At 64.4% G+C, this 23,291-nt stretch carries 18 protein-coding genes, 1 tRNA gene and 1 pseudogene; 8 read left to right on the plus strand and 12 right to left on the minus strand.

Translation table 11 applies throughout. From position 1 onward, the window contains the following. Positions 1 to 19: 19 nt before the first annotated feature. Together AUL31_RS07990 and AUL31_RS07995 are read right to left on the minus strand one after the other, a co-directional pair. Complete coding sequence (locus tag AUL31_RS07990; protein ID WP_060604155.1) at positions 20 to 1,261, minus strand: glycosyltransferase; 1,242 nt, start codon at positions 1,259 to 1,261, stop codon at positions 20 to 22. 8 nt (positions 1,262 to 1,269) lie between these two features. Continuing rightward, positions 1,270 to 2,502: a glycosyltransferase gene (locus AUL31_RS07995; protein ID WP_060604158.1), complete on the minus strand. Its 1,233-nt coding sequence runs from the start codon at positions 2,500 to 2,502 to the stop codon at positions 1,270 to 1,272. 297 nt (positions 2,503 to 2,799) lie between these two features. Here AUL31_RS07995 and AUL31_RS08000 point away from each other — a divergent pair, with 297 nt between their 5' ends. Continuing rightward, complete coding sequence (locus tag AUL31_RS08000) at positions 2,800 to 3,774, plus strand: sensor domain-containing diguanylate cyclase (RefSeq protein ID WP_060604161.1); 975 nt, start codon at positions 2,800 to 2,802, stop codon at positions 3,772 to 3,774. Positions 3,775 to 3,798: 24 nt separating this feature from the next. Here AUL31_RS08000 and AUL31_RS08005 read toward each other — a convergent pair whose 3' ends face one another. Continuing rightward, positions 3,799 to 5,181, minus strand: a complete 1,383-nt coding sequence (locus AUL31_RS08005; RefSeq protein WP_060604163.1) for an MFS transporter — start codon at positions 5,179 to 5,181, stop codon at positions 3,799 to 3,801. 92 nt (positions 5,182 to 5,273) lie between these two features. Here AUL31_RS08005 and AUL31_RS08010 point away from each other — a divergent pair, with 92 nt between their 5' ends. Together AUL31_RS08010 and AUL31_RS08015 are read left to right on the plus strand one after the other, a co-directional pair. Beyond that, a complete protein-coding gene (locus AUL31_RS08010) occupies positions 5,274 to 6,167 on the plus strand; it encodes an SDR family oxidoreductase (RefSeq protein ID WP_060604166.1) in 894 nt (297 codons plus the stop codon). A gap of 122 nt (positions 6,168 to 6,289) precedes the next feature. Further along, positions 6,290 to 7,963, plus strand: coding sequence for a putative bifunctional diguanylate cyclase/phosphodiesterase (locus tag AUL31_RS08015; protein ID WP_060604170.1), 1,674 nt, complete (start codon positions 6,290 to 6,292; stop codon positions 7,961 to 7,963). A gap of 13 nt (positions 7,964 to 7,976) precedes the next feature. On the opposite strand, the pseudogene AUL31_RS08020 reads toward AUL31_RS08015, so the two are convergent. Then, positions 7,977 to 8,980 (minus strand): annotated as a pseudogene (locus AUL31_RS08020) (zinc-dependent alcohol dehydrogenase family protein). Between the two features lie 221 nt (positions 8,981 to 9,201). Here AUL31_RS08020 and AUL31_RS08025 point away from each other — a divergent pair. Further along, positions 9,202 to 10,110, plus strand: a complete 909-nt coding sequence (locus AUL31_RS08025) for a LysR family transcriptional regulator (RefSeq protein WP_060604175.1) — start codon at positions 9,202 to 9,204, stop codon at positions 10,108 to 10,110. Between the two features lie 98 nt (positions 10,111 to 10,208). Then, on the plus strand, positions 10,209 to 10,994 hold the full coding sequence (locus AUL31_RS08030) for an alpha/beta fold hydrolase (RefSeq protein WP_060604178.1): 786 nt from the start codon (positions 10,209 to 10,211) through the stop codon (positions 10,992 to 10,994). Between the two features lie 172 nt (positions 10,995 to 11,166). On the opposite strand, the gene AUL31_RS08035 is transcribed toward AUL31_RS08030, so the two are convergent. Then, positions 11,167 to 11,243: transfer RNA gene (locus tag AUL31_RS08035), tRNA-His, on the minus strand. 109 nt (positions 11,244 to 11,352) lie between these two features. Next, a complete protein-coding gene (locus tag AUL31_RS08040; RefSeq protein WP_232414398.1) occupies positions 11,353 to 11,871 on the minus strand; it encodes a phasin family protein in 519 nt (172 codons plus the stop codon). 236 nt (positions 11,872 to 12,107) lie between these two features. Here AUL31_RS08040 and AUL31_RS08045 point away from each other — a divergent pair, with 236 nt between their 5' ends. The 3 genes from AUL31_RS08045 to AUL31_RS08055 all read left to right on the plus strand — a co-directional run bounded on the left by AUL31_RS08045 (position 12,108) and on the right by AUL31_RS08055 (position 17,875). After that, positions 12,108 to 14,798, plus strand: coding sequence for a PAS domain-containing sensor histidine kinase (locus tag AUL31_RS08045; RefSeq protein ID WP_159439799.1), 2,691 nt, complete (start codon positions 12,108 to 12,110; stop codon positions 14,796 to 14,798). A gap of 101 nt (positions 14,799 to 14,899) precedes the next feature. After that, positions 14,900 to 16,768: an AsmA family protein gene (locus AUL31_RS08050; protein ID WP_060604185.1), complete on the plus strand. Its 1,869-nt coding sequence runs from the start codon at positions 14,900 to 14,902 to the stop codon at positions 16,766 to 16,768. 54 nt (positions 16,769 to 16,822) lie between these two features. Beyond that, on the plus strand, positions 16,823 to 17,875 hold the full coding sequence (locus tag AUL31_RS08055; RefSeq protein ID WP_060604188.1) for a hypothetical protein: 1,053 nt from the start codon (positions 16,823 to 16,825) through the stop codon (positions 17,873 to 17,875). A 9-nt stretch (positions 17,876 to 17,884) separates the two neighbouring features. On the opposite strand, the gene AUL31_RS08060 is transcribed toward AUL31_RS08055, so the two are convergent. The 6 genes from AUL31_RS08060 to AUL31_RS08085 form a co-directional block, all read right to left on the minus strand. Beyond that, positions 17,885 to 18,730 (minus strand): ABC transporter permease subunit, encoded by an 846-nt coding sequence (locus AUL31_RS08060; RefSeq protein ID WP_060604191.1) that lies wholly within the window; start codon positions 18,728 to 18,730, stop codon positions 17,885 to 17,887. Continuing rightward, positions 18,727 to 19,653 carry an ABC transporter permease subunit gene (locus AUL31_RS08065; protein ID WP_082646853.1) on the minus strand — a complete coding sequence of 309 codons (927 nt, stop codon included), beginning with the start codon at positions 19,651 to 19,653 and terminating at the stop codon, positions 18,727 to 18,729. Before AUL31_RS08065 ends, AUL31_RS08060 begins: the two co-directional genes overlap by 4 nt. Before the next feature lie 9 nt (positions 19,654 to 19,662). Further along, complete coding sequence (locus tag AUL31_RS08070) at positions 19,663 to 20,814, minus strand: ABC transporter ATP-binding protein (protein ID WP_060604194.1); 1,152 nt, start codon at positions 20,812 to 20,814, stop codon at positions 19,663 to 19,665. A 26-nt stretch (positions 20,815 to 20,840) separates the two neighbouring features. Beyond that, positions 20,841 to 21,944 (minus strand): polyamine ABC transporter substrate-binding protein, encoded by a 1,104-nt coding sequence (locus tag AUL31_RS08075; protein ID WP_060604197.1) that lies wholly within the window; start codon positions 21,942 to 21,944, stop codon positions 20,841 to 20,843. A gap of 80 nt (positions 21,945 to 22,024) precedes the next feature. Next, on the minus strand, positions 22,025 to 22,537 hold the full coding sequence (locus AUL31_RS08080; RefSeq protein WP_060604200.1) for a GNAT family N-acetyltransferase: 513 nt from the start codon (positions 22,535 to 22,537) through the stop codon (positions 22,025 to 22,027). Further along, positions 22,534 to 23,274 (minus strand): aspartyl/asparaginyl beta-hydroxylase domain-containing protein, encoded by a 741-nt coding sequence (locus tag AUL31_RS08085; RefSeq protein ID WP_060604203.1) that lies wholly within the window; start codon positions 23,272 to 23,274, stop codon positions 22,534 to 22,536. The genes AUL31_RS08080 and AUL31_RS08085 overlap by 4 nt, the downstream gene beginning before the upstream one ends. Positions 23,275 to 23,291 lie beyond the last annotated feature (17 nt).

Here is a 23,291-nt window from a genome sequence, read left to right on the forward strand (position 1 = left end):
TGCCGTGCACGGGAGTTGGCTAGCCCGCCGCCACCCGGTCGATCCATTCGGCCTGCCGCCTGGCGCAGTCCGCCACCTCATAGGTATCGATGACGAATTGTCGTGCGGCAGCGCCCATCCGCGCCCGCTGCAAAGGGGCGGTCGCCAGGCGCGCCAGCGTTTCCGCCAGCGCCGTGCTGTCGAAGAAGTCGACCAGCATGCCATTGCGCCCGTGTTCGACCATCTCCCTGACAGGGGCGGTATCGCTGGCAACGATGGCGGCACCGGCGCTCATCGCTTCCAGCAAAGACCAGGACACCACGAACGGATAGGTCAGATACGCGTGGACCGTGGATACCTGCAGCACCTGCACGAAGCGCTCATAGGGAATGCGGCCAAGGAAGTGCACCCGGGCCCATTGCGCATCGTCCATCTGCGGCCGCACTTCCGCGATGAACCTTTCCTTCCAGGTTCCGCTTTCGGGCAGCGGGCCATAGCCGCCATCCTTCCCTTCCGACCCGACGATGACGACATGCGCCGCCGGCCGCTTGCGCAGCAGCGCCGGCAAGGCGCGCATGAAGATGTGCAGCCCACGATAGGGCTCCAGGTGACGGCTGACGAAGGTGAACACCTCGTTCTCGCGGGTCAGCACCCCGCCCTCCACCTGCAGCCGCGCACTGCCGTTGGGCCGGATCTGCGCGGTGTCGATGCCGTCATGCACCACGTCGATACGGCGGCGGATGGGCTCGGGAAAGGTATTGGCCTGCCAGCGTGTCGGCGACAGGCCCGCGACCGCCCCTTCGAAACTGATGTCGAAGGGAATGTTCAGCATCCGCGCCTTGCACACGGCCGCCGGGTTGATCCTCTCCTGAAATTCGGGATCGAAGTCCCAGCTCGAGTCCCTGTGCCGGTAATAGAGTTCGCAGTACAGGCCAACCCGCGCCCTCGGCCAGATGTCGCGCAGAAACATCATCTCGCCCCAGCCATGATGCCCGATGATGACATCCGGCTCATAGCCCGCCTGGCGCAGCTCCAGTGCCCGGCGCGTGGCTGCCTCGCCGTGGTTGAGGGCATTCTCGACCTGCGTCAGCCACGGATGCACCCCGGCCGATAGGGCGCCGACGGGCGTGTAGCTGTGAAGGCGCATGCCCAACGCCTGGTCCGGCAGGTCCGTCCGCTTGTGAAGGGCCGCCACGGCATAGCGCCCCTCGCGGGCCAGCAAGGGGCCCACATGCTTGAACTGGGCGGGAAAGTTGTTGTGGACGAAGAGAAGGTCTCTCATGGGTGGGGTCAGGCTGCGACCGCTTCCAGCCATGCCTTGGCGCGGGGCAGCGATACCGCATTCAGATCCCAGCCGGCGCAGGCTGCCTCGCGGGCGCGTTGTCCCAGCTCGGTGCGCATGGCCGCGTCGGCCATCAGGGATGCGATCGAGGAAGCCATGCCCGGCACGTCGAAATAGTCGACCAGAATGCCGCTCTCACCATGCGTTATCGCTTCGCGCACGGGCTCGGTATTGCCGGCAACGACCGCACATCCTGCGCTCATCGCCTCGATCAAATAGGGCGACAGCGGGAACGGATAAGAAAGATGCACATGGACGCGCGATGCCTGCGCCAGCGCCAGGCGCCCGCGCCGGTCCGGCCGTCCCATGAAATGGACACGGGCCCAGTCGGCCGGGCCGACCAGCAACCGCACCTCGTCGATGAACTTCTGCTTCCAGCTCAGCCCGGCCGACGGCCAATCGGCCGGCGCACCCTCCCCGCCGGCAATCACGATGTGCGCAGCCGGCCGCGCGGCTAAAAGCTCGGGCAGTGCGCGCATGAAGATATGATAGCCGCTGCCCGGCTCCAGCACGGGGGCGCAGAAGCTGACGACCTCGTCCTCGCGGGTCAGCACAAGGCCATCGCCGACATCGACGGATGCATCGGCGCGCGGCGCGAAACGGACCGTGTCGATGCCATCCGGAACGACCGTTATCCATTGGCGGAAAAAGCCGGGGAAGGCGTCGGCCTGGAATTGTGTCGGCGCAAGCCCGGCATCCGCCTCGCGCAGGGTCATGTCCAGATGCAGGTTGCGAAAGGCGATGCGGCTGGCATCGAGCGGATCGGGCGTGATGAACTCCGGGTCGAAACCGACGTCGCCTCCATCCTTTCGGAAATAATAGTCGCAGTGGATCGCCATGCGTGCCTGCGGCCAGACATCCTTCAGGAACATCATTTCACTCCAGCCGGGATGGCCGATGATGATGTCGGGTTCGTACCCGCGCTCGCGCAGCGCGGTGCCCGCGCGAAACGCCGCTTCGCCCCGGATCGTCTTGGTTTCCAGGTCACGCAGCCAGGGATGTACGTCTCGCGTGCTGCTGCGGGCGGGGCGGTAGGAAACAAGCTGCACGCCGTCTACGCGGTCTGGCAGGTCCGACCGCATATGGAGCGCGGCGACACGATGATCGGGCAATCTGGCCAGGGCCGGCGCAAGGTGGCGAAACGGCCCGGGGTAGTTCTGATGCACGAAGAGCAGCTTCATGTATGACTTCTATCCTAGCTTACGGCGACGCGGCATCCACCGAAAATCAAAGGATTACAGTCGCCAAGGCGCTCCGTCCATCATCAAATGACGGCGTCCGAGCCGCTTCGCATCTTATCATCAGATAAATGACAAAGCTTGTTTTTATAAGAAGACTCGGCCGACGGTCACGGCCTACAGCACGATGCTGTCCGATTGTGTCAAGTCGCCGCACTACCGGTTGATTGTGTACCGGCGCGGCCATCTACCTCTAAATGCGTACGAGTGTGCCACGATAGTTATGAAGAGAGCGCGTCCATGTTCCATGACATCAAACTCGGCGACGAAGGCGGCAGGCTGGCCGCCGTTGCGCGGTACGACATCATGGACACCCCGTCCGAGCCGCAATTCGATAACATCGTCAGCCTGCTGAAGACGATCTTCAAGGCACCGATCGCGCTGATCTCAATCATCGATGACAGGCGCCAGTGGTACAAGGCCATTGACGGGGCCAGTCTCGTCGAGATTCCACGCGACGCGTCCTTCTGCAACTATACGATCCAGTCTGCCGACATCCTCGCCATCGAGGATATGACGCTGGACCCGCGTTTCGTGGATCACCCCATGGTTGCCGAGGCGCCGCATCTGCGAAGCTATCTCGGCATTCCGCTGACATCGCCGGACGGCTACAACATCGGCACCATCTGCATCCTGGACACGCAGCCCAGACGTTTCGGGCCGGACGACTATGCAACCCTTCGCCAGTTCGCGGCCGTCGCAATCACCCAGTTCGAGCTGCGCCAGATCGCGTCTCGCGATGGCCTGACGGGCCTGGCGACGCGCCGCGCATTCACCGAGGCTGCGGAGCGGGAGCTGAGCCGCTTCCTGCGTCATGGCCAGCCCGTCACGCTTGTCATCTTCGATCTCGACCGCTTCAAGTCGATCAACGATACCTATGGACACGGCATAGGGGACGCGGTGCTGAAAAGCGCAAGCGCTGCCTGCGAGGCCGTCAAACGCAACGAAGAACAGATCGGGCGCATCGGGGGCGAGGAATTCGCCATCCTGCTCGTCAACACCGGGCTGCCCGAAGCCCAGACCGCAGCCGAGCGGTTTCGCAAGGCAATCGAAGACGCGACGATCAGGGAAGTTCCGGACTTGCCGTTCACCGCCAGTTTCGGCCTTGCGCAATGCAATGCGGAAGCTTCGGATCTCGCGACCTGGCTGGATCGGGCGGACAAGGCGCTTTATGCGGCGAAGGCGCAGGGGCGCAACCGCTGCGTCGCCGGATGACCGGCCGCTGGCGAGGCTTCCCCTCTATCCCCTATGTGTCGCGGTTGGCCAGGCGAAGTGATGATCGTCGATGGCAAAGGCGTGGCTGTGCCGGATCGGCGCATGCCGGTGGGGATGGCGATGAGGCTCGGGCCCCTCCCAGCCTTCATGGTCATGCCTGTGGTGCTCGTCGTGGACATGCATCGCATCATGGGCAAAGGCGGCATGCTGGTGCTCGATCTCGATCGCATCGTCGGCTGGCCAGAGCACTGTCGCAGCCACAGTGCCGGCCAGGCATACCACCGACAGGGCGACGAACGTCGCGTCGAGGCCGATCGTCACTCCGAGCCAGCCGGCAAGCGGATAGGTGACCAGCCAGCAGGCATGCGACAGGGCAAACTGTGCCGCAAACACCGCAGGCCTGTCGGCCGCGCCGGACGACCGCCGCAACACGATGCCAATTGGCGTTCCGATGGCGGAGGACGCGGCCCCCATCAAAAGCCAAAGGCCGATGCTCGGCATCCAGCCCGGCCCTGTGCCGCCGACCAGCAGCAGGCAGGCCATCGCCACCGCACCGCCGATCATCGTTGCGCGGGTCGATACCGAACCGAGAATGCGCGACAAGAAAATCGCGACCGACATGGAACCCAGGCCATAGGCGGCGAACAGCAGGGCGACGTCGTGGTTGGAACCGCCGAGCTGGGTGCGGACATGCACCACCGTATTGACGATGACCATGGAACCGCCGGCGGACGCAGCCAGCGACAAGGCCAGCAAGCCCTGCAGGCGCGGTGTTGCAAGATAGATGCGCGCACCGCGGGTGAAGCGATCGACGAAGCCGGAGCCGGCCATCGCCGTCGCCGACGGCAGAGCGACTGTCGCGACCAGAAAGGCCGAGGCCAGAAAGCCCATCACGGTCCCCAGGAACAGCCAGTGGAAGCCGATCACGGTCAGAAGCAGAGCCGCCAGAAGCGGACTGAACAGGCTTTCCAGATCATAGGCGAGGCGCGACAGCGACAAGGCTTTGGTATAGTCGCGCTCGTCCGGCAGTATGTCGGGGATCGTTCCCTGGAAGGTCGGCGTAAACAGCGCCGACATGGACTGGAAGGCGAAGACCAGACCATAGACCTGCCAGATTTCGGTGACGAAGGGCAGCAGAAGCACGAACCCCGCCCGCACGACATCCAGCGTCACCAGAAATGTCCGGCGTGGGAGCCACGCCGTGATGACACCTGCGAACTGCGAAACGCCGACATAGGCGATCATCTTGATGGCGAGCGCGGTGCCGAGGACAGCCCCGGCTTCGTCCCCCGCCAGATCGTAGGCCAGCAGACCCAGCGCGACGGTGGTCAGCCCCGTGCCCACAAGGGAAAGAGCCTGCGCGGCGAAAAGCCGACGGTAGGTCCGGTTGCGAAGAACACCCAGCATCGAACGACGCTCCAGATGAGGGCCACCAAACGAGCGGCGGAACGTATGTTGGTCGACGGGATTGCTCTTGTCGATAGATTGGAGACTCTTTCATGACCAGCCGCACCACCATGCAGGATCCGCGTACGCAGTATCCCCAGCCGCCCTTCCCCGACCAGCCGCAGCCCGCCCCGGGGCTGGCGACGAAAATGGAGCCGACCCCCGATCACGGCGAGACGAGCTATGTCGGCCATGGCCGGCTCGAGGGCCGCAAGGCGCTGATTACCGGCGGCGACAGCGGCATAGGCCGCGCTGCGGCCATCGCCTATGCCCGCGAAGGCGCGGATGTCGCCATCGCCTACCTTCCATCTGAAGAGGCCGACGCGGCGGAGGTGATCGCCCTGATCGAGGCCGAGGGCCGGAAAGCCCTGGCGCTGCCGGGAGACGTAACCGACGAGGCCTGGTCCCGCGAGCTTGTGGACCTGGCGGCGTCGCATATGGGTGGCATCGACATCCTTGTCGTCAACGCCGGCCGTCAGCAGTACCGAGAGGATATCTCGCAGCTATCCTCGGAGGATTTCGACAAGACGCTGAAGACGAACCTCTACGCGCTGCATTGGATTTGCCAGGCGGCCGTTCCGCATATGCCGGCGGGTGCTGCCGTCATCACGACCGCGTCGGTGCAGGCCTACGATCCGTCAGATATCCTTCTGGACTACGCAACCACGAAGGCGGGTATCGTGGCCTACACCAAGGCGCTGTCCAAGCAGCTGATCGAAAAGGGCATCCGGGCCAATGTTGTGGCGCCCGGCCCGTTCTGGAGCGTCCTGCAATCGAGCGGCGGCCAGCCACCCGAAAAGGTGCAGCAGTTCGGTGGGCATAGCGCGTTCGGGCGGCCAGGCCAGCCCGTCGAAATCGCCCCGATCTACGTTTTGCTGGCCAGCCAGGAAGGCAGCTACATAACGGGCGAGGTCTACGGCATCACCGGAGGCGCAGGGATCGCCTGAGTATTCGGGGACGCCGTCGGGCGTCCCTCCTCCGGCACGATGGCCGCCAGTTCAGCAGTGTAATCCATCTTCGCAGACATCATCATGATTATCCACGCCACACGATAAGGCTCTCACCAATCATGGACCGCACGGGCATTACTGACGATTTGATGTACCGCTTGCTGCTATCGAGCGTAAAAGACTACGCAATCTACTTGCTCGATGAAGATGGTTTCATCCTGAATTGGAACGCGGGCGCCGAACACATCAAAGGCTACAGCGCCGACGAAATCGTCGGGAAGAACTATTCGTGTTTCTTTTCGGACGATGACCGAAGGCGCGGTGTGCCCTGGGATAATCTGGAAACGGCAAAGCGGCTGGGCCACTTCGCGGACGAGGGCTGGCGTTATCGAAAGGACCAGTCGGCGTTCTGGGCGAGCGTCGTGATCGACCCGGTCTACGATCTGGCCGGGTCGCTTCTGGGTTTCGCCAAGGTCACACGTGACCTGACCGAGCAACAGGAAGCCAATCGCCGTTTCGAGCATCAGGCGCGTCATGATTCCCTGACAGGGATCTATAATCGTCGGGGCATTCGGGAAAAGCTCGAGGAGCAACTACCGCAAGTCGCCTATGGCTCAAGGATCGCCGTTCACTACCTGGACCTGGATCGCTTCAAGGCGGTCAACGACAACCTTGGCCATGAAGGGGGAGATGAAGTCCTGAAATCCGCCACGCGGCGGTTTCAGGCAGTTCTGGGGCAAAATGGGGTTTTGGGCCGGTTGGGAGGCGACGAGTTCATCGCCCTCCAGTTCGGCTCTCCGACGCTCGACGCGATCAAGCTGACTGCAAATGCCCTTGTCGCGGCCATGGAAGAGCCTGTCCTGGTGGCCGGCAAGCTTGCCAAGGTCGGGGTCAGTGTCGGGACTGCGATTGCGCCCTTCCACGGCTACGACATCGATCTCATCCTGCGCCGCGCCGACCTGGCGCTCTACCAGGCGAAGCGGGACGGACGTAGCTGCGTGCGTCAATACAGCGATGAAATGGATATGCTCGCACGGGCGCGGACCGTTCTGGAGCTGGACGTGCGCGAGGCCGTCGATCGGCGTCTCTTCTATCTGGACTATCAGCCGATCATCAACGCCGTCGATGGCGAGGTTGCGGGCTACGAGGCCCTGCTCCGCTGGCGCACCGCCACAGGACAGATGGTGCCGCCTTCGGTGTTCATTCCCGTTGTCGAGGATCTTGGCCTGATATTCGCTCTCGGAGAATGGGTTCTGCGATCCGCCTGCTCGGAAGCGATGCGCTGGTCGCACAACATCTACGTATCGGTCAACGTTTCCGCTGCCCAGCTAACCGATCCGACATTCGTCGGGATCGTCGATGAGATCCTGAGCGATACGGGGCTGGCGCCGGAACGTCTCGAACTGGAGATTACGGAGTCCATGGTGCTGGACAATGTCGTGATCGCCGAAGGGATTTTGAGGACCCTCAGAAACCATGGGATCGGCATTGCGCTGGACGATTTCGGGACGGGCTTCTCCTCGCTCTCGCTCGTCAAGAAACTTCCCCTCACCCGCATCAAGATAGACAAATCCTTCGTCGACCAGATCGGTGACGACGGAAAGTCCACCGCAGTCATCGATGCCGTGCTGGCGCTCTGCGACGGCTATGGCCTGTCGACGACGGCGGAGGGCGTGGAAAACTCAAACCAGCAGTACATACTGACGGCAAAGGGTTGCGACTCGTTGCAAGGCTACCTCTTCGGAAAGCCGGGGCCAGTCGATCACGAGCGCGTCGACGCCTTGGCTGATTGAGGCCACCGCAGCGTCAGCGAAGCGGAGGAAGGGAAACCGTTTCGCCAGCCACGTCGATGGCGATCTTGCCGCGAATTTTGCGTCTTCCCCTGTTCTCCAGGAGGTCATGCGCCTCGCCCACGCGGGCAAGCGGCAGCGTCGCGCCAAGCACCGGTTTGATGAGCCCGCGCTCGACAAGGCCGGTCAGCGCGTCGAGTTTGCCTCGGTTCTGCCGCGTGAAGACGAAGTGATAGGCAGCGTTCCTGCCCCAGGCTTCGATGAGGTTCTGCGGCTGCGAAACGTCTACGATGCTAACAATGCGTCCAAGGCTGGCCAGCGCCAGCGGACTTCTGGTCAAGGTATCGCCTCCGATTGTGTCGAACACGACATTCGCGCCTTGCCCATCGGTCAGATGCCCGACTGCGTCGACATAATCCTCCGTGGTGTAGTCGATTGCCTCATCCGCACCGAGGGAGCGCACGAACTCATGGTCCTCGGCGCGGGCCGTCGTCAGCACGCGCGCGCCGATGGCCTTTGCAAGCTGGATCGCGATGGTGCCGACGCCGCCGGCCCCGCCATGGATGAGCACGGTTTCACCGACGGCCAGTTGCGCGCGCGTCACAAAGGCTTCCCACACGGTCCCGCCGACCAGCGTCAGGCTGGCCGCCTCGAGATGACTGATATTCGCGGGTTTACGGCCAACCAGTTCGACATCGGCCACATGCTGCTCTGCGTAAGAGCCGGGCCCGCCGAATATTCTGGGCGTGTAGTAGACCGCGTCGCCGACGCCGAACTCGGTTACGTCCGAGCCCGTCTCTTCGATGACACCGGAGATATCGTGCCCGATGATGGCGGGCAGCGGCACATAGTTCGCATAGTCGCCGCGACGGATCTGGTAATCCAATGGATTGACGGAGGTCGCGTGGACGCGCACCCGCACTTGGCGAGGCCCGACGGCCGGGACGGGAACCTCGCGAGTTCGAACGCATCGACCCCGCCGAAGCGGGTAAGGATCGCAGCTTTCATCGTGTGGGTCATGGTCGGTGTTCCTTCCAGTCTGCATGTCGCGCCAGGCCGCGCCAGGCCGCGCCGTTTCTTGCTGAGAGCAATCTGGATTTTCACCGAATGGCCCGGTAGTCGGACCAGGGCTGAAGCAGCTTCAACAGTCTGTTGAAACCTGGTGCGGGTCATGGCACCGTCAGGTCTCGCCTCGTCTCGGTGATTGAAGTGCCAGGCGAGCCGGCAAAGGCAGAGAGACCATGGATATTGGCGATCTGACTCTCTTCGTTCGTATCGCGCGCCTTGGCAGCATCAGCGCGGCCGCCCGCGATCTCGACATTACGCCTGCGGGCGCCAGTGCCCGGCTGGCATCGTTCGAACGGCGTCTCGGCGCGCGTCTTCTTCATCGGACCACACGGCTGGCAACGCTGACGGAGGATGGGCACGCTTTCCTGCCCTATGCGCAGAACATACTGGACTCTGCCGCGGCCGCGCGCGCCGCCCTGGGGCGCGAGCAGACGGCGCCCAGCGGCACATTGCGGATTGCCGCGCCGGCATCGTTTGCCCGGATGCATATCGTACCGGGGCTGCCGGATTTCATGCGTCGATATCCGGATCTCACCCTCGACATGCGCCTCTCCGACAGCATCGTCGATCTGGTGGAAGGCGCGTTCGATGTTGCGGTCCGCTACGGCAGCCTGCGTGACTCCTCGTTCGTGGCGCGGCGGATCGCGCCCGACCGCCGCGTGCTGGTTGCATCACCCGATTACCTGCAACGACGCGGGCACCCCGGCTCCCCGGACGACCTCGACGCGCACGATTGCCTCGTGGTCGGCACGCTTCATGCGTGGACCTTCAAAAGCCCGGGCGGGGAAACCCTCGTAAAGCAGGTAACGCCAACGCTGCGGATCAATGATGGTGGCGCCGTGCGCGATGCTGCCTGCGCCGGGCTGGGGATTGCCCTGATGGCAAGCTGGTGCGCGGCGGAAGAACTCCGCAATGGAACGCTGGTGCCTGTGCTGTCCGATCACCCTCTCGTGTCGACGCAGACACTTCTGGCGCTCTATCCAAGCTCGCGAGAACTGGCCCCCAAGGTTCGGGTATTCATCGACTGGCTTATCGCGCGGTTCGGACCGGAGCCCTACTGGGACCGGGGTCTTCCGACGTAAGCCGTTGAACGCCCGGCCAAAGCTCTGCCCGCGGCTGGACACCGTGCAGCCTTTACAACCAAATGGCACCTACTGGCGATCATGCGCGAGGAACGTTCATGCCCTTTGTGGTCGATGGTGATGTGCGCCTGTTCTACGAGCGCGTCGTTGGGCCGAAGCGCCCGATCATGTTTCTGCATGGCTGGTGCTGCGACCATACCTACCTGCAGCCCCAGTTCGATCATTTTGCCAATCTTGGCCATGAGGTCGTTGCGGTCGATTTTCGCGGACATGGACAGAGTGACAAGCCGATCTCGCATTATTCGATGCAGCTCTTCGCCGACGATGTAATCGCTGTCGCTCAGCACCTGCAGCTCCGGCCGCCAGTGATTGTGGGGCATAGCATGGGAGGGATCGTCGCCTTCGAACTGGCGAAGCGTTCTGCGACACTTCCGGCCGCGATTGTCATGCTGGATTCGGCCGTAGCCATACCGTCGGCATCGAGGCCGGGGATAGAGCCGTTTCTATCCGGGTTGCGTGGGCCGGGCTATCGCCATGTATTGGCAGACTATGTACGGAATGCGCTGTTCATATCGACCGACGATCGTCAGCGCCGCTCCGAGATTCCCGATGCAATGGCCAAGACGCCCCAGCATGTGCTGGTTTCCGCGTTCGAGGGCCTCAGGGATTATAATCCTGAAGCAGGCGGGAACGTGCGTGTTCCCGGCTTGTACATCGAAGCTGACGAGCCGACCCCGCGCTCGGACACAGCGCGCCTGCGGGACCTGGCGCCCGAATTGTTGTTCGGCAAAACCGTCGCGTCAGGACACTTCTGCCAGTTGGAGGTTCCGGATCAGATCAACGCGATGATCGCCCGCTTCATCGAGGTCACCGTTTCGGCATGAACTGCCGGATGGGCCGTTGCAGAGCGGAAATGAAAGGGCAAGGCGATTCCATGTTGCATGGAGTAGCCGGCGCTCCGCCAGAACCTGTAGTTGCAGTGCATGGACTGCGATGGAAGTCAGTGAACTTACCCCGCCCGCGCTGTCGAAGCCTTAATTCGCAGGGGTTTGGGGATGGTACGGTTGGGTGGGTTCGAACCACCGACCTCTGGAGCCACAATCCAACGCTCTAACCAGCTGAGCTACAACCGCATACCGAGGAGCTTGTCGCTCCATGGCGGTTCACATAAATTCATTCGGCGCGGGACGCAAGCCCATCCCGCGCTTGGAGACCACCCTAAAATTCAAGTCGTGCGCCGGATCACTCCTTGCGGGTGCGCGCCTTGTCCATGGCCTCCTTGCCGGGCCGCACCAGTTCGTTGGCGACCGTCCGCGACAGCGACTGCATGTCCCGGATCTGCCCGGCCATCAGCTCCGTCTGCTCGCGCACATAGCCCGACTGCAATTCGACCAGTTCGGCAACGGAGCGCACCTTCGTCATCTTTTCCAGATGCGCGAAGCCGAGTTCGGCATTCGTCCGCAGAGCCTCTATGGCCTTCTTGGACAGGGACAGAGAGCCGCTATGCGCATTCTCCAGCGTCGCTTCCAGGGTCTTGGTCGCCTCGTCGGCATTGTCGCGGATCGCCTGATAGGTCTTGCGCGACTGCTCGACCGTGCGCTCCGTCAAACCGCGCAACGCCTCTTGGAACCGTTCGGGATCGAGGCCAAGCGCGGCTTGCGCACGCGCTACGTTTTCCGGGTCCATCGCCTGCTTGAAGGCGTCCTCGGCTTGCGAAAACTCCCCCGAAGGCTTGCCTGCGGACCTTACCTTCTCCTTCATCGCACTCTCCCTCGCCATCTCAAGACGCCTACATGAGCGGATTTCCAATGTTCTGACAACTGACGAGCGGCGCATCGAATGATTGCAGGATGTTAACCCTTCCCGACGAATGATCGGCCGACCCTGGCGCCCGCAATGGATTTCGTGCGTGCCGGGCGTTATTAACAAAGGCGTAACCAACGGGATGGGCGGGGCCCTCGACAGGACATTTTCAGGACATGAACCCTCTGGAGATCATGGCATTTGAAGATGTACGCCGCGCCGGCGAAGCCGGCTGCGCCGTCGCAGCGCTGTCCGCCGACCTGACCCAAGTTCTCTGGCACAACAAAGCTGCCGATACGCTGACCTCCGGAACGCCCTCCCCCCTGTCGCGCATCAGGGAATTTGCCGGCGCCCTGATGCGTGACGGAGAAGTGACGACGCGGCTTCCGACGCAGTCCGGCGCCGGCTTCGTCTCCATCACGATCCGCCTGCGCATGGCCGTTGCCGCGGCCGGCGAAGAATTCGTGCTGTTGTCCAGCCTGCATCCCATGGCGCGTCCGGACGTCGGGGCCATGCTGGCGGAGCGTCTCTTGCGCGAGTCCGGCATGATCGGACATCCGGCCGCGATCATCACAGCCGGCGGCCTGCAGGCGATGAGTGCCTCGCTTGACCCGGACCGGGCGGCCGACTTTATCGATGCCGCGGACGAGTTCCTGACCGGCCCCATCGATTATCTGGAAATCGCCGACGAGGGCCGCAAACTCGCCTTTGCGCGTCTTGGCAGCGGACTGGCCCTCGTTGCCGATACAGGCCCCTGGACGGATGCGCAGCCCTTCAAGCCCGCTATGGCCGAACCTGCGCCGCAGGCCCCTGCAGTGCCGACCGACGCAACCGAGGCACAGGCTTCGACGACGCCGATCGGGCAGATCGTCCAGCGGTGGCATGAACGCCTGTCCGAAAAGGCGGTCACCCTGCGCTACAAGGCTGCGGAGTCACGCGACAGGCTCCGCACCGAAGCGATGCCAGGGCACCCCGGACAGGCCGAACCGGCAATTTCGCTGGCCGATGGCCGCTTCGAATGGCGCGTCGATGCCGCCTACCGCTTCACCGCCGTCGGCGCGGAGCTGGCCGCCGCCGTCGGCGCCAGTGCGCAGGCGTTGCACGGGCACGCGATCTTCGAAATCATGGATCGCCTGGGTCTCGACCCGTCCGGCGAGATCGCGCACCTGCTGCGCAGCCGCGCCCCGTGGTCGGACCGGATGGTGGACTGGCCGGTCGACGGCAGCGACGACCGCATGCGGATCGAGCTTGCGGCCCTGCCGGTCTACGGGCGGGGAACCGTCTTCGAGGGCATACGCGGCTTCGGCCGCATCGTCGGGCGTGTCGAGGCGGAAAGCCTTCCCGAACCGGCTAACGGCACCGGCCTGTCCGGTGCGGAGGCGGATGCCTTCGCATCCATCGGTGCGGCCCTTGGCGGCCTTGGCGATACGCCGCCAGCGGCGCCCCCGTCGGACCTGCCCGCCGACATCGTCACCTTTCTTGACGCACTGCCCGTAGCTGCCCTGGTGCAGGCTCGCGGACGCCTTGCGCATGCCAATCGCAGTTTCTTCGACCTGTCGGGATATGCCGGCCTTGCGGCCCTGGAAGCGGCCGGGGGGCTGGAGGTTCTTGCGGCGGACGATGGCAGGCTTGGCGAGGCGCAGGGTTGCATCCGGCTGCTGCGGCAGGATGGCGAGGTCGTGCGCGTTTCCTGCCAGATGCAGCGCATCACCGTCGCCGGAACGGCGATCCTTCTGTTCACCTTCCAGCGCCCGGCACCGGCCCCCGCCGACGAAGAGACGATCGAGTTGCGGGCGGTGCTCGATACGGCGACGGACGGCATCCTGATGCTGGAGGACGACGGCACGCTGCGCGCGATGAACGGCTCGGCAGAGGCGCTGTTCGGCCTTTCGGCCGCAAAGTGCCGCGGCTTTCCCTTCACCGACCTGATCGCCGAGGACAGCCGTGCAACGGCGGCCGCCTATCTGGCCGCGCTGCGCGACGGCGGCATGCAGAGCATTTTGAACGATGGCAGGGAAGTGCTTGGCAAGGTGGCGCGCGGCGCGCCGATTCCGCTGTTCATCACCATCGGCAGGCTGGGTGCGGGGCGCGGCTGGTGCGTCGTGATCCGGGACATCGGACATTGGAAGCGCATCGAGGAAGAGCTCGTCGCGGCGCGGCGACAGGCCGAAGACGCCAGCCTGCATAAAAGCCGCTTCCTGACCAATATCAGCCACGAGCTGCGTACGCCGCTGAACGCCATCATCGGCTTCGCCGATGTGATGGCTGCGGAAAGCTTCGGCCCCATCGGCAACGAGCGCTACCTGCAATATCTTCGCGATATCAAGCATTCCGGCCATCATCTGCTGGACCTCGTCAACGACCTTCTGGACATATCCAAGATCGAGGCCGGCAAGGCCTCGCTGAAGATCGCCCCCGTATCCGCCGTCGATATCGCGGCGGAGATCGTCTCCCTCATGCAGCCGCAGGCGGGCCGGGCCCGCGTGATCCTTCGCAGCGACCTGCCACGCGGCCTTCCGCACATTCTGGCCGATGCCCGCTCTATCCGGCAGATCGCGCTCAACCTTCTGTCCAATGCCATCCGCTTCACGCCGGCAGGGGGCCAGGTGGTGGTCTCGGCAAGCGTGGACACGAAGGGCTGCTTCATCCTGCGCTTCCGCGACACCGGAATCGGAATGAGCGAGGACGAGATGTCGGAGGCTATGATTCCCTACAGCCAGGTCAGCGCCATTGCCCGCGAACGGGGCGACGGCACTGGGCTCGGCCTGCCGCTGACCAAGGCCATGGTGGAGGCGAACTCCGCCCGTTTCGCGTTGCGTTCGACGCAGGGCGAAGGCACCATCGTCGAAATCACCTTTCCGGCAGACCGGGTCGTGGCGCAATGACGGCTCGGGGCGGCGCACTCGCTTCGCGCAGAGATGTCCCGTATATACACCCTACAGTTTAGTCCGCGCACGAGACCCGTTTGTCCGCCCACGATACGCCCTTGCATTCGCCCCCCGGAGACGGCCGCAAACGCCGCCTCTTCGGCTGGACCTTCGCCGGCGTCGCGGCCGCCATCCTGATCGGCGTCGTTTTTCTTGCCAATTCCAGCCTGTCGCTGAACCTCGAAAACGCCCGCCACGGAATAGAAGAGCGCCTTGCCGCCCTGACGGGGCGCAGCGTGCAAGTGGATGGCGGCGCCACGTTCCGGCTATTGCCGCGCCCGGTCGTGGAGTTGTCGAACATCCGGATGGACAGCGCCGAAGACACGCGGGAGTTGCGCGTAGCGCGCGTCATCGCGCAACTCGATCTCATCGATGCGCTGATCGGGCGAACCGACATTTCCCGCCTGACGCTGGTGCGTCCGGAATTTACCGAGGCGGACGAGCGGCCCGCCGCGCCATCGCCATCCGATCCGGCACCGGCCGCCAACGAAGACTTGACCCAGGGCAACGCCGCGGACGGCCTGCAGGTGATCGATCTTGCGACACAGACGCTGCGCGCCGTTCTGCAACGGTTCGAAGGGGTCCGCTACATCGAGGTTCGCGACGGGCTGTTCCGCCCGCAGGGCGATGCGCCCGGCATCAGCAATATCAACCTGGCCTTGCAGTGGGATGGCGGGCGGCAGCCGGCAGAGCTGTCCGGCAGCCTCGTGTGGAATGGCCAGCCGGCCGACATCAGCCTGGCCGTGGCGTCGCCGGCGGCGTTTCTGGTGGGCGACGAGAGCCAGCTTTCCGCCACCCTGCGTGCGCCGCCCGTCAGCCTGCGTTTCGACGGGACAGGCGCGGGCGGTACGCCGTTCCAACTGGAGGGACGTCTATCCCTGGAAGCGCCCTCGCTGGCGCGCCTCAGCCGGTGGATCGGCAGCCCGGGCCTCGCGCTTCCGGATTTCGGCTCCATCGCCCTCGAGACGGATCTGCGGCTGGCCGGGGAGCGTGCCTTCCTGAGCCGCACCAGCGTCGGCCTCGACGATATGCGTGCACAAGGCGCCCTTGAAATCGCGATGCTGGCCGGCCGCCCCATGCTTGCGGGCACCCTCGCCTTCGAGAGTTTCGACTTCGACACGCTGGGAAGCGCGATCGCGCCTCTGCCGCGGAACGTTCTGGACCTGCAGCGGCGAATCCCGCTGCACTTCGTCCGCGACTTCGATCTGGATTTGCGTCTTTCGGCAACGCAATCGCAATTGGCCGGCGTCGGCATGAGCGATCTGGCGGCCACGGTAAAATTCGCCTCGGGCAACGCGGTCGTCGATATCGGCGATGTTTCCGTCTTCGGAGGGCGCGCGCAGGGACGCGTCTCGCTGGATGCCAATGCGGCCGCGCCCCGCCTGACCGGCACCTATGCGCTGCAGGGCATCGAGGCGGCCACACTCGCGCAGCGGCTGTCCGCGGACGATTTGCAGTTGACCGGCGCGGCCACGATCAGCGGTAAGCTGGACCTGCCCGTTCGCAACTGGGCGGAGATCGCCAACAACAACCGTATCGAGGCGAAGGTGGACATCCGTGCGGGCACGGTGGCCGGAATGCCGCAGGTGGGCGACCTCCAGGAAGGTCAACGCACCTATACGTTGCAGCCGGGCGGGCAAGCGACCACCTTCGACACCTTGACCGCGCGGCTGTCCACCGCCGGAAGCTTCCTGCGGGTCGGCAGCTTCGAGATGGCGGGCTCGGCCGGCCGCATGACGCTTCAGGGCCTCATCGCGCTGGCCGATACATCCGTGTCGCTGGAGGGGCTCTTCGAGCCGGCGGCGGCCGATGTCGCAGATGCAAACAGCAACGCCACGTTCACCTCATCGAAACCCATCGAGTTCATATTGAGGGGCGAGTGGCCGAGCCTGGACGTCACCGTGACGCCGCGCTCCAAGCCGATCTGAAACGAGACATTCGCCGCCGGACCCGTCTCCGTGCCGCGAGGACGGGTTCGAGACATGCCGGCAAAAGCGACCTTCGGCTTCATCGGGACCATCGCCGTCCTGGCTATCGCGGCATCCGCCCCGGTAGCGCTGGCGGGCCCTTCTGACGATTATCACGCCGCCCTGCAGGGCGTGAGGGCCGACGCCTTCAAGCGCCTGGCCGACATCGACGTCAAGGCGATGCTAGGCACGGCGCCCGGAGATGCGCGGCTGCCCGGCAGGCTCTCGATCACCGACATCCCCGGCAAGGCGGATGCACCATTGGCCAAGGCACGGCGGCTGGCCGGCCAGCTTGCCGCCCAGCGCGGCGCCCGGTCCCTTCCCGCGACCGCGTCCAACCGCTGGGTTGCGGAACGGGTCCGCACGGATCTGTCCGACTATCTGTCACAGGGCCCCTCACCCTATCTTTGCTCGGGCCTCGACAACTATCTCGGCACCCTGCGCAGCTACACCAGCCAGCTTGCGGTAACCGACCTGCGGCTGGACGAGGCCGAAGCCTTCCTGGCGCAGTCGGCCCGCGACAACGCCGAGGCGGCCCTCGATGCGATGCAGCCGCCGCCTGCACCGCGATATGCGCCGGCCGATCGCCCCGGCATGCAGATCGCCGGGCCGGGCGGCCTGCCATCCATCGATGCCGAGGAAGAGCAAGGCGACGGTCCGGGCCTTCTGACCTTCGTTGCGTCCAATGCAGTGGCCCGGCCCTCGACCGGCGATTTCGGGCCGGCGGCGCGGCGCCCGCCCATGGCGCTGGAAACCCGCGGCGAACTCGAGCGTGCCGCGCGGCGGCTTATCTTCGCGGCGCGGCGCGGCGCTTTCATCGATCTGGACCGGCATGCCGCCACGCAGGCGCCGGGGCGCGGCGCGGCAACCTATCTGGCGGTGATCGCGCCGACCTTGTCCTCGGTCACCGACCCGCTCGTGCGCCCGGCGCTGATCAACGCGCTTGCCGACATCGAGGCGCTGGATATCGTGATGGCGGCGCGCGGCGGCGGGGAAGACCCGGTGGCTGCCGCGCTCGACGAAACCATGAACGCCATACGGGCAGCCCACGACACGGCCTGTCGATAAAGCTGCGCGTCAGCCGGCAGACGAGACGGCCAGACGTTCCGCTTCCTGCGCCAGCTTTTCGTCGCGCAGGCGGCGCACCTCCTGCCGCTTGGTGACGAGCGAGGCGATGACCACACCTGTCGCCACCACGCCGATCATGATCGTCGATATGGCGTTGATCTCGGGCGTCACGCCCAGCCTGACCTGACTGTAGATCCGCATGGGCAGTGTGGTGGCGCCGGGGCCGGAGGAGAAGCTGGCGATCACCAGATCGTCCAACGACAGGGTGAAGGCCAGCATCCAGCCCGCCAGCACAGCCGGCCAGATGACCGGTATGGTCACCAGCAGAAAGGCCTTCAGGGGCGGACATCCAAGGTCCTGTGCCGCCTCCTCGAGCGAGCGGTCGACGCCGATCAGCCGCGACTGCACCACGACGGCGACGAAGCACATGGAGAAGGTCGTGTGCGCCAGTGTGACCGACCAGAACCCCCTGTCGAAATTGATGGCCACGAACAGCAGCAGCAGCGACAGGCCGGTGATGACTTCCGGCATCACCAGCGGCGCCGCCACCATGCCGGAGAACAGCAGCCTGCCGCGGAAATTGCCGTAGCGCACCATGGCCATAGCCGCCAGCGTGCCCAGGATGGTGGCGATGGTGGCCGACAGGATACCGACGCGCAACGTGATGAAGGCCGCATCGACGAACAGGCTGTTGCCCGCCAGCGCCGCGTACCAGCGCGTGGAAAAGCCGCCCCATACGGTGACAAGCTGCGATGCGTTGAAGGAATAGACCACCAGCAGCACGATCGGCAGATAGAGGAAGGCGAAGCCGACCACCAGCGACACGATATTGAAGGGCGACAGCCGACCGCTCATGTCAGGCTCCGGGCCTGGATCTTCTGAAAGATCATGATGGGAACCACCAGCACGAGAAGCAGCAGGACGGCCACGGCCGACGCGACCGGCCAGTCCCGGTTGATGAAGAACTCGTCCCAAAGGACCTTGCCGATCATCAGCGTCTGGGAGCCGCCGAGAAGATCGGGAATGACGAACTCGCCCACCGCCGGAATGAAGACCAGGAACGACCCGGCGACGACGCCGGGCAGCGACAGCGGGAAGGTGATCTTCCAGAACGCCCAGAAGGGCGGGCAGCCAAGATCGTTCGCCGCCTCGACCAGCCGGTGGTCCATCCGCTCCAGGCTCGCATAGATGGGCAGAACCATGAACGGCAGATAGGAATAGACGATGCCGATATAGACGGCGGTCTCGGTGTTCAGGAGGTTCAGTGGTTGCGAGACGATACCCGTCCACAGCAGGAACTGGTTGAGGTAGCCCTCGCCTCGCAGGATGCCGATCCACGCATAGACGCGGATCAGAAAGCTCGTCCAGAACGGCAGGATGACCAGCATCAGGAGGATGGGGCGAAGGCTGCCCGATGCGCGGGCCATGCCATAGGCCAGCGGATAGCCGACCGCCAGGGCGAGGACGGTAGACACGAAGGCGATGCGCAGGCTGGACAGATAGGCGTTGATGTAAAGCGGATCGCCGCCCAGCCACAGATAGTTTTCGAAGGACAGGTCACGCAAAGCCTGCCAACTGGCCGAAAGGTCGGTCAGGTCGAAGGTCGGCAGATAGGGCGGCTGGGCGATCGCCGTTTCCGACAGCGAAATCTTGAATACGATCAGGAAGGGAATGAGGAACAGCGCGATGAGCCACAGATAGGGGATGCCGATCACCCCTGCCCTGAACCAGCCGCCCGAACCCGCCTTCTTGTCGCCGCCCCTTGTTTCAGCCGCCATGCCGCGCCCTCATGCCGACAGGATGACGCCGGCATCGGCGGGGAAGGAAAGATAGACTTCCTCATCCCAGCCGATCTGCTCCGGCGCAACGCGGAAGGCGTTCATGACGGTCGCCCGCATGATCGTGCCGCTATCGAGCTTGACGTTGAACAGCGTCACATCCCCCAGATAGGCGATGTCCCAGACCGTCCCCTTCATGACGTTGGCCGCGCCGGCATCCGGCGGGCGGCGGCTGAGGGTGATCTTTTCCGGCCGCACCGCCAGTGCGGCAGCCGCCCCCTTTGCCAGGTTCGGCGCACCGTCCACCGTCAGGATGCCGCCTTCGGCCGCAAGGCGCAGCCTGTCGCCGGAGATGTCTTCCACCGTTCCCTCGACGATCGAGACATTGCCGATGAAGTCCGCCACGTATCGCGAGTTCGGGGCCTCGTACAGGATGGCCGGCGTCGCCACCTGCTCGATCCGGCCGGCGCGCATCACGGCGATCCGGTCCGACATGGTCATCGCCTCTTCCTGGTCGTGGGTGACGATCACGAAGGTCAGGCCTAGCTCCTGCTGCAGGTCCATCAGCTCGAACTGTGTTTCCTCGCGCAGTTTCTTGTCGAGCGCGCCGAGCGGCTCGTCGAGAAGCAGCACCTTGGGCTTCTTGGCAAGCGAGCGGGCCAGCGCCACGCGCTGCTGCTGGCCGCCCGAAAGCTGCTGCGGCTTGCGCTTTGCATAGGGTGTCAGCTTCACCAGCCGCAGCATTTCGGCAACCCGGTCGGCAATCTCCGAGCGCGCCATGCCGTCCTGCTTCAGGCCGAAGGCGATGTTCTTCTCGACGCTCATATGCGGAAACAGAGCGTAGGACTGGAACATCATGTTGAGCGGCCGCCGGTAGGGCGGAACGCCGGTCAGGCTCTGCCCCCCCAAGCGGATATCGCCGGAGGTCGGCGTCTCGAACCCGGCCAGCATCCGCAGAAGGGTGGACTTGCCGCACCCCGACGGCCCCAGCAGCGCGAAGAATTCACGCGTGTAGACGTTGAGGCTCAGATCGTCCACGGCGTTGAAGTCGCCGAAGGTGCGCACCACCCGGTCGAACTCGATCAGTGGTTTTGCCGTGGGGTCGTTCCACGGATCGAAGTTCCGCCGGATGCTTCCGAGCGATTTGAGCGCCGTCGCCATGATCGAACAGAGCCTCGCCGTCGCGTCTACTGTCCGGTCCGAACGGTGGTGAAGGCGCGCGTCACCAGACGTTGCGCCCGGGCATCGTAGGGCAGCTTGATGTACAGCTTTTCCAGGGTCGCCTCGTCCGGGTAGACGGCCGGATCGCCGAAGATTTCCGGATCGATCAGCTTCTGCGAGGCGAGATTGCCGTTGGCATAGACGACATAGTCGGTGGCGCGCGCGATCACTTCGGGGCGCATCATGTAATTGATGAATGTGTGGGCGGCTTCGACGTGCGGCGCATCCGTCGGAATGGCCATCTGGTCGAACCACATCATCGCGCCTTCCTTGGGGATGGAATAGCCGATCTCGACGCCGGCCCCGGCCTCTTCCGCCCGGTCACGCGCCTGGAAGATATCGCCGGAGAAGCCCACCGCCACGCAGATGTCGCCATTGGCCAGCGCGTTGATGTATTCCGACGAATGGAACTTGCGGATGAAAGGCCGCACCTTGAGCAAAAGGTCGGTCGCCTTCTGGATGTCCTCGGCAGACGCCGCATCCGGGTTGACGCCCAGATAGTTCAGGGCCGCGGGGATGATCTCGCCGGGCGAATCCAGCATGTCGATACCGCATGACGCCAGCTTTTCGGCATATTGCGGATCGAAGACGAGCGCCCAGCTATCCAGCGGCGCATCGGGCAGGGCCTCGGCGACCTTGGCCGTGTTGTACCCGATGCCCGTGGTGCCCCACATGTAGTTGACCGAGTAGGCGTTATCGGGATCGAAGGCCGCGACACGCTCCTGGATCATCGGCCACATGTTGCCGAGATTGGTCAGCTTGGACGGGTCCAGCTTCTGGTACACGCCCGCCTGGATCTGCCGCGCCAGATATTCGGCCGAGGGCACCACGATGTCGTAGCCGCTGCCGCCCGCCAGCATCCGGGTTTCCAGGATCTCGTTGGAATCATACGTGTCGTAGACGACGCGGATGCCCGTTTCCTTGGTGAAGTCCTCGATGATCGTCGGGTCGATATAATCCGACCAGTTGTAGATGTTGAGCTGCTGCTGAGCGGCAGCCTGCCCGGTCAGGGCAGTGAATGCGGCGAGGGCGACGAGGCTGCAAGTGGAACGGTTGGGCAAGATCTGCATCTCCTGAAGTCACGCGACGGGGCCGGATGCCCGACTATTTCCGAGAGTCGGGCCTTTGGGTAGCCCCTAACTGGACAAGATCACAAGCGGTTGTCGCGCTGCATATAAATCGCATCGGGCCCATAGGCCGCGAGCTTGGCGCCGATTGCCGCGTCGTCGATGGCGGCAAAGCCGAAGCGGGCCCAGAAGGGCCCCGTCCCGTACACCGAGATCAGCGTCGTCACCGGAAAGCGCGCCGCGATGCCGAGCAGCCTGTCGATGCCCTGCCGCGCCTCTCCCCGCCCCCGTCGCTCCGGCGCAACGACGACGTCGTGGATGTAGAAGGCGTCCGCCGACGGCTCCAGCCGGTCGAGGATCGTGTCCAGCGGCGGCGGCGACAGCCGCTCGATCGGGTGTGCGACGCCATAGCCGACGATCGCCGCGCCGGTATCCAGCACGATGGCCCCGTCCGCAAACAGCCCGATGCGGTTGCGGAACACCTCCGGCCGTTCCGGCAGGCCAGGATGCACCCTGTCGGCCAGTGCGGTGACGGCGGCCACGTCATGGTCCGCCATCGCGCGCCATCGCGCCTGATCCATCGTCGTGTCGTTCATCGGTGCTTCTGTCCCGCTCCGTAGAAGATCTTCTCCCACGCCTTGTGGGCCTTGTAGCCTTCGCGGATGAAGGGGGTAAACACGGCCATGTTCAGGACGGCCTTGTTGGTGAGGCGCCCGGGAAACCGCAGCGGCTTCTCGAAATCGACAAACAGCACCACGCGCACCTTGTCGGAGTGGTTCCACGCCTCGTGCTCGTAGGCATCGTCGAAGATGAGCGCCTTGCCTTCCTGCCAGTGGCAAAGCGTATCGGCAACGCGGATTGCAATCTTGTCGGGCTCGTCCGGAACGATCAGGCCGAGGTGGAAGCGCAGCACGCCATTATACGGCCCGCGATGCGGCGGCAGATGCTTGCCCGGCTCGAAGATCGAGAACATGGCCGATTTCATCCCGGGAATTTTCTGCAGGATGCGCCAGGTCTGCGGGCATTGGCGGATCGCCTCCTCCGACTTGATGCCGTAGCCGCACAGGAAGAAGGTCTTCCAGTTCTGGTCGGAGGAGATCGAGCGCACCTCCGAGGAAATCTCGTGGAAGGCGGGCAGCTCTCCCTTGCGGGTCAGGACGGCATCCAGTTCCTTGCGGATAAGGGGCCATTCGGCCTCCACCTCCGCTGCCCATGGAAAGACGGCGTTGTCATAGACCGGCGGGTTACCGAGCGTGGCGCTGGACAGGTTCCATGCCTCCGCGCCGTCCACCACCTTCTGCACCGCCCGCGCGACGAAGCCCTGCCGGCTCATCGTATCTTCCAGGCCCT

Origin of the sequence: Aureimonas altamirensis (assembly GCF_001463885.1) — a bacterium.
Classification (GTDB): Bacteria; Pseudomonadota; Alphaproteobacteria; order Rhizobiales; family Rhizobiaceae; genus Aureimonas; species Aureimonas altamirensis.